This window comes from Pseudomonas sp. BE134 (assembly GCF_031456105.1).
Taxonomy (GTDB): Bacteria; Pseudomonadota; Gammaproteobacteria; order Pseudomonadales; family Pseudomonadaceae; genus Aquipseudomonas.
Genome location: NZ_JAVDUA010000012.1, coordinates 99759 through 114812, shown reverse-complemented (window position 1 = coordinate 114812; position 15054 = coordinate 99759). Strand labels below are relative to the sequence as shown.

The 15054-nt window shown below is 58.8% G+C and carries 12 protein-coding genes, 2 tRNA genes and 1 riboswitch; of the genes, 13 read left to right on the top strand and 1 reads right to left on the bottom strand.

The features are described 5' to 3' along the window. The first annotated feature begins 178 nt into the window (after window positions 1-178). The 7 genes from J2Y56_RS12435 to astE all read left to right on the top strand — a co-directional run bounded on the left by J2Y56_RS12435 (window position 179) and on the right by astE (window position 8106). On the top strand, window positions 179-1399 hold the full coding sequence (locus J2Y56_RS12435) for an aspartate aminotransferase family protein (protein WP_007943890.1): 1221 nt from the start codon (window positions 179-181) through the stop codon (window positions 1397-1399). 227 nt (window positions 1400-1626) lie between these two features. Then, the gene (gene aruF / locus J2Y56_RS12430) at window positions 1627-2646 is read left to right on the top strand and encodes an arginine/ornithine succinyltransferase subunit alpha (RefSeq protein WP_150779065.1); all 1020 of its coding nucleotides are present in this window, start codon (window positions 1627-1629) and stop codon (window positions 2644-2646) included. Between the two features lie 84 nt (window positions 2647-2730). After that, window positions 2731-3756 (top strand): arginine N-succinyltransferase, encoded by a 1026-nt coding sequence (gene astA / locus J2Y56_RS12425; RefSeq protein ID WP_310350431.1) that lies wholly within the window; start codon window positions 2731-2733, stop codon window positions 3754-3756. After that, entirely contained in the window at window positions 3753-5222 is a 1470-nt protein-coding gene (gene astD / locus J2Y56_RS12420) for a succinylglutamate-semialdehyde dehydrogenase (RefSeq protein ID WP_162830873.1), read from the top strand. Before astA ends, astD begins: the two co-directional genes overlap by 4 nt. Before the next feature lie 201 nt (window positions 5223-5423). Then, on the top strand, window positions 5424-6770 hold the full coding sequence (astB, locus tag J2Y56_RS12415; RefSeq protein WP_007943894.1) for an N-succinylarginine dihydrolase: 1347 nt from the start codon (window positions 5424-5426) through the stop codon (window positions 6768-6770). 25 nt (window positions 6771-6795) lie between these two features. After that, window positions 6796-7083 (top strand): hypothetical protein, encoded by a 288-nt coding sequence (locus tag J2Y56_RS12410; protein ID WP_007943895.1) that lies wholly within the window; start codon window positions 6796-6798, stop codon window positions 7081-7083. 12 nt (window positions 7084-7095) lie between these two features. Further along, on the top strand, window positions 7096-8106 hold the full coding sequence (gene astE / locus J2Y56_RS12405; RefSeq protein ID WP_310336037.1) for a succinylglutamate desuccinylase: 1011 nt from the start codon (window positions 7096-7098) through the stop codon (window positions 8104-8106). 128 nt (window positions 8107-8234) lie between these two features. On the opposite strand, the gene J2Y56_RS12400 is transcribed toward astE, so the two are convergent. Next, the gene (locus tag J2Y56_RS12400) at window positions 8235-8744 is read right to left on the bottom strand and encodes a 6,7-dimethyl-8-ribityllumazine synthase (protein ID WP_007943897.1); all 510 of its coding nucleotides are present in this window, start codon (window positions 8742-8744) and stop codon (window positions 8235-8237) included. A 102-nt stretch (window positions 8745-8846) separates the two neighbouring features. Next, a riboswitch (FMN riboswitch) is annotated at window positions 8847-9019 on the bottom strand. Between the two features lie 195 nt (window positions 9020-9214). Here J2Y56_RS12400 and ltaE point away from each other — a divergent pair. The 6 genes from ltaE to J2Y56_RS12370 all read left to right on the top strand — a co-directional run bounded on the left by ltaE (window position 9215) and on the right by J2Y56_RS12370 (window position 15035). Next, on the top strand, window positions 9215-10219 hold the full coding sequence (ltaE, locus tag J2Y56_RS12395; RefSeq protein WP_310350428.1) for a low-specificity L-threonine aldolase: 1005 nt from the start codon (window positions 9215-9217) through the stop codon (window positions 10217-10219). Window positions 10220-10365: 146 nt separating this feature from the next. Then, window positions 10366-12990 (top strand): alanine--tRNA ligase, encoded by a 2625-nt coding sequence (alaS, locus tag J2Y56_RS12390; protein ID WP_150779058.1) that lies wholly within the window; start codon window positions 10366-10368, stop codon window positions 12988-12990. A 91-nt stretch (window positions 12991-13081) separates the two neighbouring features. Beyond that, window positions 13082-14323, top strand: coding sequence for an aspartate kinase (locus J2Y56_RS12385; protein WP_007943901.1), 1242 nt, complete (start codon window positions 13082-13084; stop codon window positions 14321-14323). A 186-nt stretch (window positions 14324-14509) separates the two neighbouring features. Then, a complete protein-coding gene (gene csrA, locus J2Y56_RS12380) occupies window positions 14510-14698 on the top strand; it encodes a carbon storage regulator CsrA (protein ID WP_002554426.1) in 189 nt (62 codons plus the stop codon). Window positions 14699-14760: 62 nt separating this feature from the next. Beyond that, a tRNA-Ser gene (locus tag J2Y56_RS12375) sits at window positions 14761-14851 on the top strand. A gap of 107 nt (window positions 14852-14958) precedes the next feature. Then, window positions 14959-15035, top strand: a tRNA-Arg gene (locus tag J2Y56_RS12370). Window positions 15036-15054: the final 19 nt, after the last annotated feature.

Genomic DNA, 15054 nt, shown 5'->3' with positions numbered 1-15054 from the left:
GGCGGTTTAAACTGCGCCTTTGCGACGCTATATGTCGCATTGCCGTAAACCCGGGTGAAACCGGGGTTTGCGCTATAAGAAGTTGTCGCTTGGCGGCAAGGCCGGGCTGAAAACTGTCCTTACAATCCCCCCATCGCTCGCCAGTTTCAGGCGAGTGTTTTCTCTTCAGGAGACTCCGATGTCCGTTGAGCACGCTGCGGTACAACGCGCCGATTTCGACCAGGTAATGGTTCCCAACTACGCGCCTGCCGCTTTCATCCCTGTGCGCGGTGCCGGTTCCCGCGTTTGGGACCAGTCTGGCCGCGAGCTGATCGACTTCGCCGGCGGGATAGCCGTTAACGTATTGGGCCACGCACACCCGGCGCTGGTCGGTGCCTTGACCGAGCAGGCGAACAAGCTGTGGCACGTGTCCAACGTGTTCACCAATGAGCCGGCCCTGCGCCTGGCCCATAAGCTGATTGACGCCACGTTTGCCGAGCGTGTGTTCTTCTGTAACTCCGGCGCCGAAGCCAACGAGGCCGCATTCAAGCTGGCCCGTCGCGTCGCCTTTGATCGTTACGGCAGCGAGAAGTACGAAATCATCGCCGCGCTGAACAGCTTCCACGGCCGCACCCTGTTCACCGTCAACGTCGGTGGCCAGTCGAAGTACTCCGATGGTTTCGGTCCGAAAATCACCGGTATCACCCACGTGCCGTACAACGATCTGGCTGCGCTGAAAGCGGCCATTTCCGACAAGACCTGCGCTGTGGTTCTGGAACCGATACAGGGCGAGGGCGGTGTATTGCCGGCTGAACTGGCTTACCTGCAAGGCGCTCGTGATCTGTGCTCCGAGCACAATGCACTGCTGGTATTCGACGAAGTGCAAACCGGTATGGGCCGCAGCGGCAAGCTGTTCGCCTACCAGCATTACGGCGTTATCCCGGACATCCTGACCAGTGCCAAGAGCTTGGGCGGCGGTTTCCCGATCGCAGCCATGCTGACCACCGAAGACTTGGCCAAACACCTGGTTGTCGGCACTCATGGCACTACATACGGCGGTAACCCGCTGGCGTGCGCTGTCGCTGAAGCCGTGATCGACGTGATCAATACCCCTGAAGTGCTGGCTGGCGTCAATGCCAAGCACGACAAATTCAAGGCGCGCCTTGAGCAGATCGGCGAGAAATACGGTCTCTTCACTGAAGTCCGTGGCCTGGGCCTGCTGATCGGTTGCGTGCTGAGCGATGCCTGGAAAGGCAAAGCCAAGGACATCTTCAACGCCGCCGAACGTGAAGGCCTGATGATTCTGCAAGCCGGCCCGGACGTGGTGCGTTTTGCGCCTAGCCTGGTGGTTGAAGATGCGGACATCGATGCCGGTCTGGACCGCTTCGAACGTGCCGTGGCGAAGTTGACGCAAGCCTGATAGACCCTTCGGCGCCTGATTGTTCAGGCGTCGAACCCAATTTTTATGCCGGGCCGGATCAAACTGTGGGAGCCAGCCTGCTGGCGATGAGGGCCTGACAGCCAACATCATTGTTGCCTGGCAGGACGCTATCGCTAGCAGGCTAGCTCCCACAGTTGACTCTGAGTTGTTTCAGGGATGGCCCGGGATTTTTTCTTTTGTAAGTTCTGAGATTAAGGAGTGACACCATGCTGGTGATGCGCCCCGCGCAAATGGCTGATCTGGGCGAGGTACAGCGTCTGGCTGCGGATAGCCCGATTGGTGTCACTTCCTTGCCGGATGACGTTGAACGCCTGAGCGACAAGATCGCCGCAAGCGAAGCCTCGTTTGCCGCCGAAGTCAGTTTCAATGGCGAAGAGAGTTATTTCTTCGTCCTCGAAGACACAACCACCGGCAAACTGGCTGGTTGTTCGGCCATCGTGGCCTCGGCGGGTTATTCCGAGCCGTTCTACAGCTTCCGTAATGAAACCTTCGTGCACGCCTCCCGCGAGCTGAAGATTCATAACAAGATTCACGTGCTCTCCCAGTGCCACGACCTGACCGGCAACAGCTTGCTGACCAGTTTCTACGTACAGCGCGAGCTGGTGGGGTCGCCTTGGGCCGAGCTCAACTCTCGTGGTCGCTTGCTGTTCGTGGCGAGCCATCCGGAACGCTTTGCCGATTCCGTGGTGACCGAAATCGTTGGCTACAGCGATGAAAACGGTGACTCGCCATTCTGGGATGCCATCGGCCGCAACTTTTTCGACCTCAACTACGCTGAAGCCGAACGTTTGTGCGGTCTGAAAAGCCGCACGTTCCTGGCCGAACTGATGCCGCATTATCCGATCTATGTGCCGCTGCTGCCGGACTCCGCTCAAGAGGCGATGGGCCAGGTGCATCCACGGGCGCAGATCACCTTCGACATCCTGATGCGCGAAGGTTTTGAAACCGATCACTACATCGACATTTTCGACGGCGGCCCGACCTTGCACGCACGTGTGACGGGAATCCGTTCGATCGCCCAGAGCCGCGTCGTGCCGGTGAAAATCGGTGAGCCGGTCAAAGGTGCCGGTCGTCAGTACCTGGTGGCCAATGCCCAGTTGCAGGATTACCGCGCCGTGTTGCTTGAGCTCGATTACGCGCCAGGCAAACCCGTGACCCTGGATCTGGAAGCGGCCGAAGCCTTGGGCGTCGGTGAGGGTGCCAGCGTGCGCCTGGTGGCGGTTTAACGCCGGCTTGGATTTCCAGAAAGAAATGCCTGGAAAGCAGCGAAATTTCACGGGTGGCGCAAGCGACCCGTTTGAGGAGATAGCATGATCGTTCGTCCCGTACGCAGCAGCGACTTACCCGCTCTGATCGACCTGGCCCGCAGCACCGGCACCGGCCTGACCACTTTGCCGGCCAACGAAGAACGTCTGGCCCATCGGGTCGGCTGGGCCGAAAAGACCTTTCGCGGCGAAGCCGGGCGCGCTGATGCGGACTACCTGTTCGTGCTCGAAGACGACAACGGTCGTGTGGTGGGCATTTCCGCCATCGCCGGCGCGGTCGGCCTGCGCGAGCCTTGGTACAACTTCCGGGTTGGTCTGACGGTCAGCGCCTCGCAAGAGCTGAACATCTACCGCGAGATCCCGACGCTGTTCCTGGCCAATGACCTGACCGGTAACTCGGAGTTGTGCTCATTGTTCCTGCACGCCGATTACCGCATCGGCCTCAATGGCCGCATGCTGGCCAAGGCGCGGATGCTATTCATCGCCGAGTTCCCGCAACTGTTCGGCAACAAGATCATCGCCGAGATGCGCGGTGTGTCCGACGAAGCCGGGCGCTCGCCATTCTGGGAAAGCCTGGGCCGTCACTTCTTCAAAATGGAATTCAGTCAGGCCGACTACCTGACCGGTGTGGGCAACAAGGCGTTCATCGCCGAGCTGATGCCGAAGTTTCCGCTGTACACCTGCTTCCTGTCGCCAGACGCACGCAACGTCATCGGCAAGGTTCACCCGGATACCGAGCCGGCGCTGGCCATGCTCAAGAGCGAAGGTTTCAGCTATCAGGGCTATGTCGACATTTTCGACGCCGGCCCGGCTGTGGAGTGCGAAACCGGCAAGATCCGTGCGGTACGTGACAGCGAGGCGCTGGTGTTGGCCATCGGCACGCCAGGTGATGACGCGACGCCTTTCCTGATTCACAACCGCAAGCGCGAAGACTGCCGGATCACTGCCGCGCCAGCACGCCTCGCCGCCGGCACGCTGGTGGTTGATCCGCTGACCGCCAAACGCCTTCAACTCAACGCTGGCGATCAAGTGCGCGCCGTTGCGTTGTCTGCAGCTAGGGAGTCGAAATAATGAATTCGCTATACATCGCAGGTGAATGGCTGGCCGGCCAGGGCGAAACCTTCCAGTCGCTGAACCCGGTAACCCAGCAAGTGTTGTGGTCCGGCGAAGGCGCCACGGTTGCTCAGGTTGAATCCGCCGTGCAAGCCGCGCGTCAGGCGTTCCCGGGCTGGGCCCGGCGTACGCTGGACGAGCGCATTGCCGTGCTTGAGGCCTTTGCCGCTGCGCTGAAAAGCAAGGCTGACGAACTGGCACACTGTATCGGAGAGGAAACCGGCAAACCGCTGTGGGAATCGGCGACTGAAGTGACCAGCATGGTCAACAAGATCGCGATTTCGGTGCAGAGCTACCGCGAACGTACCGGCGAGAAGAGCGGCCCGCTGGGCGACGCCACGGCGGTGCTGCGCCACAAGCCGCATGGTGTGGTGGCGGTGTTCGGCCCTTACAACTTCCCTGGCCACTTGCCGAACGGTCACATCGTGCCGGCGCTGCTGGCCGGTAACAGCGTGTTGTTCAAACCGAGCGAGCTGACCCCGAAAGTCGCCGAGTTGACGGTTAAATGCTGGATCGAAGCCGGTCTGCCGGCGGGCGTATTGAACCTGCTACAAGGTGCTCGCGAAACCGGTATCGCCCTGGCAGCGAACCCGGGCATCGACGGTTTGTTCTTCACCGGTTCCAGTCGCACGGGTAATCACTTGCATCAGCAATTTGCCGGTCGTCCAGACAAGATCCTTGCGCTGGAGATGGGCGGCAACAACCCGCTGGTGGTCGACGAAGTGGCGGACCTCAATGCCGCCGTGTACACCATCATCCAGTCGGCGTTCATTTCTGCCGGTCAACGTTGCACCTGTGCACGTCGTTTGCTGGTGCCGCAGGGCGCCTGGGGCGACACGCTGCTGGCGCGTCTGGTGGCGGTCTGCGCGACGATTGAAGTCGGTGCATTTGATCAGCAACCGGCACCGTTTATGGGTTCGGTCATCTCTCTGGGCGCAGCGAAAGCGTTGATGGATGCGCAAGAACACTTGCTGGCCAATGGCGCAGTGGCCTTGCTGGAAATGACCCAGCCTCAGGCTCAGGCTGCGTTGCTGACTCCGGGTATCGTCGATGTGACGGCTGTCGCTGATCGTCCAGACGAAGAGCTGTTCGGGCCGTTGCTGCAAGTGATCCGTTACGCTGATTTTGAAGCGGCAATCGTCGAAGCCAACGACACCGACTATGGTCTGGCGGCCGGTCTGCTGTCGGATTCCGAAGCGCGTTATCAGCAGTTCTGGCTGGAAAGCCGTGCGGGTATCGTCAACTGGAACAAGCAACTGACCGGTGCTGCGAGCAGCGCGCCATTCGGCGGTGTCGGCGCCTCGGGCAACCATCGCGCCAGCGCCTACTACGCAGCAGATTACTGCGCGTACCCGGTGGCCTCGCTGGAAACCCCGAGCCTGGTGTTGCCTGCGGCTCTGACCCCAGGCGTGAAGCTTTCGTAGGGCTTATGTAGCAGCTGCCGAAGGCGGCGTTCGGCTGCGAAGCAGTCGCGATAGCGGTATCCATGATTCTGATCTGGAAACAGGGTGTACCGATTAACGACTGCTACGCAGCCGAACGCAGCCTTCGGCAGCTGCTACATAGATCGCATTGCAGTCATTTTACTGATGCCTATAACAACAGATTTTCGTGGAGCCTCGCTGATGAAATCCTATGAAGTCAATTTTGACGGTCTAGTGGGGCCGACCCATAATTACGGCGGTTTGTCCTACGGCAACGTCGCATCCCAGAGCAACAGCCAGCAGTCCTCGAACCCGAAGGAAGCTGCGCTGCAAGGTCTGGCGAAAATGAAAGCGCTGATGGAAATGGGCTTTCAACAAGGCGTTCTGGCACCACAAGAACGCCCGGACGTGGCTGCACTGCGCCGTTTGGGTTTCAGCGGTACCGATGCTCAAGTGATCGAGCGCGCCGCCAAAGAAGCGATGCCGTTGCTGGTCGCCAGTTGCTCGGCGTCGAGCATGTGGGTGGCCAACGCCGCCACGGTCAGCCCGAGTGCCGACACCGCGGATGGCCGCGTGCATTTCACCGCTGCCAACCTCAATTGCAAATACCACCGCAGCATTGAACACCCGACCACCAGCCGCGTGCTGGGCGCCATGTTCGCCGATCAGCAACACTTTGCTCACCATGCTGCCTTGCCGGCCGTGGCGCAGTTCGGTGACGAAGGCGCCGCCAACCACACCCGTTTCTGCCGTGAATACGGTGAAGCGGGCGTCGAGTTCTTCGTATTCGGTCGCAGTGCCTTTGATACTCGCTACCCGGCACCACAGAAATACCCGGCGCGCCAGACACTGGAAGCGTCCCAGGCCGTTGTCCGCTTGCACGGCCTGAGCGAAGACGGCGTGGTCTACGCGCAGCAGAACCCATCGGTGATCGATCAGGGCGTATTCCACAACGATGTGATCGCCGTGGGTAACGGTGAGGTGTTGTTCTATCACGAGGACGCCTTCCTCGACACCGAACAGATGCTCGCCGAACTGCAAAGCAAACTCGCCAAAGTCGGCGGGAAGTTTCAGTCAGTCTGCGTACCGCGTTCCGCAGTCACCGTCGAAGACGCCGTTCGTTCCTACTTGTTCAATAGCCAACTGCTGTCGCGTCCTGACGGCTCGATGCTGTTGATCGTGCCGGAAGAGTGCCGTGGCAACGAGCGTGTCTGGCAATACCTGCAAGGTTTGACCAGCTCCGGCGGCCTGATCCGCGAAGTGAAGGTTTTCGATCTGAAGCAAAGCATGCAGAACGGCGGTGGCCCGGCTTGCCTGCGACTGCGCGTCGCACTGAATGAAACCGAACTGGCGGCGGTCAACCCAGGGGTTATCATGACGGCCCCGTTGTACGGCACGTTGACCGAATGGGTCGACAAGCACTACCGCGACCGCATGACCGAAAACGATCTTGCGGACCCGCAATTGCTGCTTGAGTGCCGGACGGCACTGGATGAACTGACGCAAATCCTTAAACTGGGCGCGGTTTATCCATTCCAGATCAATTGAAAGTCTCAAACGAGAGCGTAAAACCATGAGCGATACCCTGCAGCTGATCCTTGAAGACACCGACGGCACGCAACTGGAAACTTCCTGCACCCGCGTCGCGGTCATGTGGCAAGGCAAAGAGCTGTGGATCCAGCACGATGGCCGTGGCCAACTGCTGATCGGTGTGGACGTTGAAGAAGGCGACGCGGAATACGCAAACCTGCTGCTGCGTCCATTGGCGACTAATCTGGTAAGTCTGCAACTGGAAATGGAACCGGCTGAAATCGGTGACGAAGACCACGTGCATGGCCCGGATTGCGCACACGACCACTAAGGAAACCGCTCTATGCTCGCCCTCGGCAAACTGCTTGAACTGACCCTCGCCGGCCGCGAACCGGCGGAGAAGACTCAACTGACTGTCGAAGGCGTGCGGATGCGCTGGTTGAGTGAAGGTGCGCTGGAAGTCCGGCCACCTGAGGCTCGCGATAATGGCCTGGACCTGCTGTTGTCGGCCGGTATCCATGGCAACGAAACAGCGCCGATCGAGCTGCTTGATCGCCTGTTGCATGACATCGCTCGTGGCGACTTGAAGCCACGTGCACGAATTCTGTTTCTGTTCGGTAACCCTGACGCGATCCGTAAAGGCGAGCGCTACATCGAACAGGACGTCAATCGGCTGTTCAATGGCCGTCACGAACAGAGCAGCGGCTCAGAAGCCTTGCGCGCTTGTGAACTGGAGCGGCTGGCGGCGGTTTTCTTCAGCCTGCCGGATCGCCAGCGTCTGCACTATGACCTGCATACCGCGATTCGCGGCTCGAAAATCGAGCAGTTCGCCTTGTACCCCTGGAAGGAAGATCGCCAGCATTCGCGTAAGGAGCTGGCGCGCCTGCGTGCTGCCGGCATGGAGGCGGTGCTGTTGCAGAACAAACCATCCATCGTCTTCAGTTCCTACACCTACGACAAGCTGGGCGCCGAGGCCTTCACCCTCGAACTGGGCAAGGCGCGGCCGTTCGGGCAAAACGCCGGGGTCAATGTTTCCCTGCTGGAAACCCGCCTGAAACAGATCATCGAAGGTACCGAACCGGAACTGACCGAATCGGCGCTGGACGGTTTGCAGTTGTACAGCGTGGCGCGGGAAATCATCAAGCACAGCGACAGCTTCCGCTTGAACCTTCCGGCGGACATCGAGAATTTTTCTGAACTGGACGTGGGTTACCTGCTGGCGGAAGACATCGCCAATACCCGCTGGATTATCGAAGAAGAGGGCGCCCGGATCATCTTCCCGAACCCCAAGGTGAAGAACGGCTTGCGTGCCGGCATCCTGATCGTGCCGACCACCGACGAAAACCTGGCCTGACTCCAATAACTGATCATTCCCACGCTCTGCGTGAGAATGCAGCCCGGGACGCTCTGCGTCCCATGCCGTAGCGGACGCGGAGCGTCCATTGAGGTATTCCCACGCAGAGCGTGGGAGCGATCATCAGACTAAACAGCTACCGCACGCGGCTCACTACGACGCAAAGCCCGCATCTTGTGCAGCGTATCCGCGCACGTCTTCGCCGCTTCCTGACCTTTATGCACAAAATGCTCGAAGAAGAATTTCTGATGTTCTTCACCGGCATGGAAGTGGTGCGGGGTCAAAACCACCGAGAACACTGGCACTTCGGTTTCAAGCTGGACCTGCATCAGGCCGCTGATTACCGACTGTGCAACGAATTCGTGGCGATAAATCCCGCCGTCGACCACCAGGCCTGCCGCGACGATGCCGGCATAACGCCCGGATTTGGCCAGCAACTTGGCGTGCAGCGGGATTTCAAACGCGCCGCCGACTTCGAAGAAATCGATTTCCGATTCCTGATAGCCCTGAGCAATCATTTCGGCCACGAAGCCTTTACGGCTCTGGTCGACGATTTCCTTGTGCCAGCAGGCCTGGATGAACGCAACGCGCTCGCCCTGATGGTTTTTGCTTTTGCTATCGATTGCGGTGGGTTGCATGTTCTGACTCCTGTTTATGTATAAAACAGGGCATATGAATCGAATGGGATTTCAGGGTGCGCATGCTGGTACGAATGCCTGCGGACTGCCCTTTGGCGTGAATCCCGTTCTCTCTTCATCCGGACTATGACCGTCGGCCCCGGGATCACACCGGGTCGGCTGACCTTGTCGTCATGCACAGCCATTTACCGTGCCTGTCGCCAAGCGCTCGCGGGCTATGCGCGTTGCGCGCAATTACCGCCGGTGGGGAGTTGCACCCCGCCCTGAGAACGTTGTGCCGTCAGAATGTCTGGCAGCGCAGCGTTTTTAACACATATTTCCTGCCTGAACATGACGGCTATCTGATAATTGCTATCCACTTTTTCGCTGGCTTGAGCGGCCTTTTCCCACTCAAGGGTTGATTATTCGGTGTCATGCCCGCAGTAATTCCTGCCTGGAAGGGATTTCCCCTGCTTACCGAGGCCAGATTCATGAGCGTTATCGATCTTCGCAGCGACACCGTCACCCAACCCTCCGCCGGGATGCTCGACGCGATGGCCAAAGCGGCCACCGGTGACGACGTTTATGGTGAGGATCCGACGGTCAACGGTCTGGAGACCGAACTGGCAAAACGCCTTGGTTTCGCCGCTGCGCTGTTCGTGCCGACGGGTACCATGAGTAACTTGCTGGGGTTGATGGCGCATTGCGAACGCGGTGATGAATATATTGTTGGCCAGCAGGCTCACACCTATAAGTACGAAGGTGGTGGGGCGGCGGTGCTCGGTTCGGTCCAGCCGCAACCATTGGAAGTACAAGTCGACGGCTCGCTGGACCTGGCCCATGTTGCCGCAGCGATTAAACCGGACGATTTCCACTTCGCCCGCACCCGTTTGCTGGCGCTGGAAAACACCATCCAGGGCAAAGTGCTGCCACTTGAATATCTGGCGCGGGCCCGAAGCTTTACCCATGAACATGGGCTGCAGCTGCATCTGGACGGTGCGCGGCTATATAACGCAGCCGTCAAACTGGGTGTTGATGCGAGGGAAATCACCCAGCACTTCGATTCCGTGTCGGTATGCCTGTCCAAAGGCCTGGGTGCGCCAGTCGGTTCGGTGTTGTGCGGCTCTGCCGAGTTGATCGGCAAGGCGCGCCGTCTGCGCAAAATGGTCGGGGGCGGCATGCGTCAGGCCGGGCTTCTGGCCGCGGCGGGTTTGTATGCCCTGGATAACAATGTCCAGCGTCTGGCCGATGACCATGACAATGCACAATGCCTCGCCGAAGGTTTGCGTGCGGCGGGTTACGACGTCGAACCGGTGCAAACCAACATGGTTTACGTGCAGATGGGCGACAGGGCTGAAGCAATCAAGACGTTCGCCGCCGAGCGCGGAATCAAGTTGAGCGCGGCAGGGCGTCTGCGTATGGTCACGCACATGGATGTCAGTCGTGAGCAAATCGAGCAGGTCGTCGCGGCATTCGTCGACTTTTTGCGCAAGTGATAGCGTTAGCGCTCCAATTGACTGTTTCTATCGTATAAACACGCTGTACCCCGCGCGCAGGGCCGATATAATGCGGCCCTTTGCCGTCGCTTCGTCTGTTGACGTTTCGAACAGGCCTTTGGCCGCAGCCTCCGTGGAAGATCCTAATGAAAAGCGCAGAAATCCGTGAAGCCTTCCTTCGCTTCTTCGAAGAGCAAGGCCACACCCGTGTAGCCTCCAGCTCTTTGATTCCGGGCAACGACCCAACCCTGCTGTTCACTAACGCGGGGATGAACCAGTTCAAGGACTGCTTCCTGGGCCAGGAAAAACGCGCGTACACCCGCGCGGTCAGCAGCCAGAAATGCGTGCGCGCCGGCGGCAAGCACAACGACCTGGAAAACGTCGGTTATACCGCTCGTCACCACACTTTCTTCGAAATGCTGGGCAACTTCAGCTTCGGTGATTATTTCAAGCGTGACGCCATCACCTACGCCTGGAACTTCCTGACGTCCGATCAGTGGCTGAACCTGCCAAAAGAAAAGCTCTGGGTCACCGTCTACGCCAGCGATGACGAGGCGTACGACATCTGGACCAAGGAAATCGGCGTGCCAGCCGAGCGCATGGTGCGTATCGGCGACAATAAAGGCGCGCCGTACGCGTCCGACAACTTCTGGACCATGGGCGATACCGGCCCGTGCGGTCCTTGCACCGAGATTTTCTACGATCACGGCGCCGACATCTGGGGCGGCCCACCGGGTTCGCCGGAAGAAGACGGTGACCGTTACATCGAAATCTGGAACAACGTGTTCATGCAGTTCAACCGCACCGCCGATGGCGTGTTGCACCCGCTGCCAGCACCGTCGGTCGACACCGGCATGGGCTTGGAGCGGATCAGTGCCGTTCTGCAGCACGTTCACTCGAACTATGAAATCGACCTGTTCCAGAGCCTGCTGATCGCTTCGGCCAAGGCCATCGGTTGCACCAACGACGCTCAGGCTTCCCTGAAAGTCGTGGCAGATCACATCCGCTCATGCGGCTTTCTGATTGCCGACGGCGTGCTGCCGTCCAACGAAGGTCGCGGCTATGTACTGCGCCGGATCATTCGTCGCGCTTGCCGTCACGGCAACAAGCTGGGGGCCAAGGGCAGCTTCTTCTATCAGATCGTCGCGGCCTTGGTCGCCGAGATGGGCGAAGCTTTCCCGGAGCTGAAATCCCAGCAGGCGCACATCGAACGCGTTCTGAAAGCCGAGGAAGAGCAATTCGCCAAGACTCTGGAGCAGGGCCTGAAAATCCTCGAGCAGGATCTGGCTGACCTTAAAGGCGACGTGGTACCGGGTGATGTAGTGTTCAAACTCTACGACACCTACGGCTTCCCGATGGACCTGACCGGCGACATCGCTCGCGAGCGTAGCCTGACCATCGACGAAGAAGGTTTCGAGCGTGAAATGGAAGCCCAGCGCGTCCGTGCCCGTTCTGCCAGCTCTTTCGGCATGGACTACAACAGTCTGGTGAAGGTTGATGTGGCCACCGAATTTACCGGCTACAAAGCGACCAGCGGTTCGGCGAAAATTGTCGGTCTGTATAAAGATGGCCAGGCGGTCGATGTATTGAGTGAAGGTGAAGAGGGCGTGATCGTCCTGAACCAGACGCCTTTCTACGCGGAATCGGGCGGTCAGGTGGGTGATTGCGGTTACTTGCAGGCCGGCGCTTCGCGTTTCGACGTGCGTGACACCACCAAGACCGGTGGCGCGTTCCTGCACCACGGCGTGCTGGCTTCGGGCAGCTTGACGATCGGTGCTCCAGTGGAAGCTCACGTTGAAGCCGACGTGCGTCACGCGACGTCGCTGAACCACTCGGCGACTCACCTGCTGCATGCTGCATTGCGTCAGGTGCTGGGCGATCACGTCCAGCAGAAAGGCTCGTTGGTCGACAGTCAACGCCTGCGCTTTGACTTCAGCCACTTCGAAGCCATCAAGCCTGAGCAGTTGAAAGCGCTGGAAGACATCGTCAACGCAGAGATTCGCAAGAACTCTGCCGTTGAAACCGAAGAAACCGACATCGAAACCGCCAAGCAAAAAGGCGCCATGGCGCTGTTCGGCGAGAAGTACGGCGACAACGTGCGCGTGCTGAGCATGGGCGGCGATTTCTCGGTTGAGCTGTGTGGTGGTATCCACGCCAACCGTACCGGCGACATCGGCCTGCTGAAAATTATCAGCGAAGGCGGTGTGGCTTCGGGCGTACGTCGTATCGAGGCAGTCACGGGTGCTGCGGCACTGGCCTATTTGAATGCGGCTGAAGAACAACTCAAGGAAGCGGCCAACCTGGTCAAGGGTAGCCGCGACAACCTGATCGACAAGCTGTCGGCTGTGCTGGAGCGCAACCGTCTGCTGGAGAAGCAACTCGAGCAGTTGCAGGCCAAGGCTGCCAGTGCGGCGGGCGACGATCTGTCGGCCTCTGCCCTGGACGTCAAAGGCGTGAAGGTGCTGGCCGTGCGTCTGGATGGTCAGGATGGCAAGGCGCTGCTGGCGCTGGTCGATCAACTGAAAAACAAACTCGGCCGCGCAGTGATCCTGCTCGGCAGTGTCCATGAGGAAAAGGTCGTGCTGGTTGCAGGCGTGACCAAAGACCTGACTGGCCAACTCAAAGCCGGTGATTTGATGAAGCAAGCCGCTGCGGCAGTGGGCGGGAAGGGTGGTGGTCGTCCAGATATGGCGCAGGGCGGCGGTACAGACGCTGGCGCTCTGGATGCAGCATTGGCCCTGACCGTTCCATTTGTAGAGCAGGGTTTATAAGGCAGTGTTTCCGGCCCGCGGTCTAGTCGCGGGCCAGAACGCTGTTTGAGTGATAATTTGGGCGCCCTTCATGGGCAGAGGCGGCTTTGAAATGGCTTTGATCGTACAGAAATTTGGAGGCACCTCGGTCGGCACCGTCGAGAGAATCGAGCAGGTTGCCGACAAGGTTAAGAAATTCCGCGATGCGGGCGATGACCTGGTGGTTGTGCTGTCTGCAATGAGCGGCGAAACCAACCGTCTGATCGATCTGGCCAAGCAAATCAGTGGCGGCGACCAGCCAGTTCCTCGCGAGCTGGATGTGATCGTCTCCACCGGTGAGCAGGTGACGATTGCACTGTTGGCCATGGCGCTGATCAAGCGCGGCGTGCCAGCGGTGTCCTACACCGGTAATCAGGTGCGGATCCTGACCGACAGCGCGCACAATAAAGCGCGTATCTTGCAGATTGACGACCAGAAGATTCGTGGTGATCTGAAGGCCGGTCGTGTGGTGGTTGTCGCCGGTTTCCAGGGCGTCGACGAGCACGGCAACATTACTACCCTCGGTCGTGGCGGTTCCGACACCACCGGCGTGGCACTGGCAGCAGCCTTGAAGGCTGATGAGTGTCAGATCTACACCGACGTCGATGGTGTCTACACCACCGACCCGCGTGTGGTATCCGTGGCCCAGCGCCTGGACAAGATTACCTTCGAAGAGATGCTGGAAATGGCCAGCCTCGGTTCCAAGGTGTTGCAGATCCGTGCGGTCGAGTTCGCCGGCAAGTACAACGTTCCGCTGCGCGTACTGCACAGCTTCAAGGAGGGTCCGGGCACCCTCATTACTATTGATGAAGAGGAAACCATGGAACAGCCGATCATTTCCGGTATCGCTTTCAACCGCGATGAAGCCAAGCTGACCATCCGTGGCGTGCCAGACATCCCGGGCGTTGCCTTCAAGATTCTCGGCCCGATCAGTGCCGCGAACATCGAAGTCGACATGATCGTGCAGAACGTTGCGCACGATAACACCACCGACTTCACCTTCACCGTGCACCGCAACGACTACCAGGCGGCGCAAACCGTGCTGGAAAAAACCGCTGGCGAGCTGGGTGCCCGTGAAGTCATCGGCGACACCAAGATCGCCAAGGTCTCGATCGTCGGCGTTGGCATGCGCTCCCACGCAGGCGTTGCCAGCCGCATGTTCGAAGCACTGGCCAAGGAAACCATCAACATCCAGATGATCTCGACGTCGGAAATCAAAGTCTCCGTCGTGATCGAAGAGAAGTACCTGGAACTGGCCGTGCGCGCTCTGCACACGGCTTTCGAACTGGACGCACCAGCCCGACAGGGCGAGTGATGCGTTTGCCGAAGGGCGCGGTCTGACCGCGCCTTTTGTTTTTTTGAATAGCGCGACCCAAGACTGTTCTTTTGCTCGCGCTGGTCAATACTCAGGCATATAGGGCTGCGATCTTTCTGGTTGTGGGTCGAGTGCCTTTTTTTTGCAGACTGTTGTCCCTGAAATGAAATGCGTTAGGAGAAAGGTATGCTGATTCTGACCCGGCGGTGCGCAGAAAGCCTGATTATTGGTGATGGCGAAATCACCGTGACCGTGCTCGGCGTCAAAGGAAATCAAGTGCGTATCGGTGTGAACGCCCCGAAAGAGGTAGCAGTGCACCGCGAGGAAATTTACCTGCGTATAAAGAAAGAGAAGGACGAAGAACCAAGCCATTAATTTTTATCGTTTTTTATGTTTGCAAACGGGGAAAAGGTTGGTTAAGATACGCCCCGTGTTGCGGAGAGCTGGCCGAGTGGCCGAAGGCGCTCCCCTGCTAAGGGAGTACACCTCAAAAGGGTGTCGGGGGTTCGAATCCCCCGTTCTCCGCCATTATTTGCGTAGTACGTTGTAATCTGGCTTCTTCGGTAAGTTGTTGAAATTACTAGAAAAAGTGTTTGACATAGAGATTAGACGGCCTATAATGCGCGGCAACAAATGCACTCGTAGCTCAGCTGGATAGAGTACTCGGCTACGAACCGAGCGGTCACAGGTTCGAATCCTGTCGAGTGCACCATTTAAGAGTTGTTTGCAGT

Excerpts from the sequence above, each read along its gene's own strand:
- astA (WP_310350431.1), top strand. The coding sequence starts at position 2,731 with ATGATCGTTCGTCCCGTACGCAGCAGCGACTTACCCGCTCTGATCGAC.
- astE (WP_310336037.1), top strand. The coding sequence starts at position 7,096 with ATGCTCGCCCTCGGCAAACTGCTTGAACTGACCCTCGCCGGCCGCGAA.
- alaS (WP_150779058.1), top strand. The coding sequence starts at position 10,366 with ATGAAAAGCGCAGAAATCCGTGAAGCCTTCCTTCGCTTCTTCGAAGAG.
- astB (WP_007943894.1), top strand. The coding sequence starts at position 5,424 with ATGAAATCCTATGAAGTCAATTTTGACGGTCTAGTGGGGCCGACCCAT.
- aruF (WP_150779065.1), top strand. The coding sequence starts at position 1,627 with ATGCTGGTGATGCGCCCCGCGCAAATGGCTGATCTGGGCGAGGTACAG.
- J2Y56_RS12400 (WP_007943897.1), bottom strand. The coding sequence starts at position 8,744 with ATGCAACCCACCGCAATCGATAGCAAAAGCAAAAACCATCAGGGCGAG.
- csrA (WP_002554426.1), top strand. The coding sequence starts at position 14,510 with ATGCTGATTCTGACCCGGCGGTGCGCAGAAAGCCTGATTATTGGTGAT.
- ltaE (WP_310350428.1), top strand. The coding sequence starts at position 9,215 with ATGAGCGTTATCGATCTTCGCAGCGACACCGTCACCCAACCCTCCGCC.
- J2Y56_RS12435 (WP_007943890.1), top strand. The coding sequence starts at position 179 with ATGTCCGTTGAGCACGCTGCGGTACAACGCGCCGATTTCGACCAGGTA.
- J2Y56_RS12385 (WP_007943901.1), top strand. The coding sequence starts at position 13,082 with ATGGCTTTGATCGTACAGAAATTTGGAGGCACCTCGGTCGGCACCGTC.
- J2Y56_RS12410 (WP_007943895.1), top strand. The coding sequence starts at position 6,796 with ATGAGCGATACCCTGCAGCTGATCCTTGAAGACACCGACGGCACGCAA.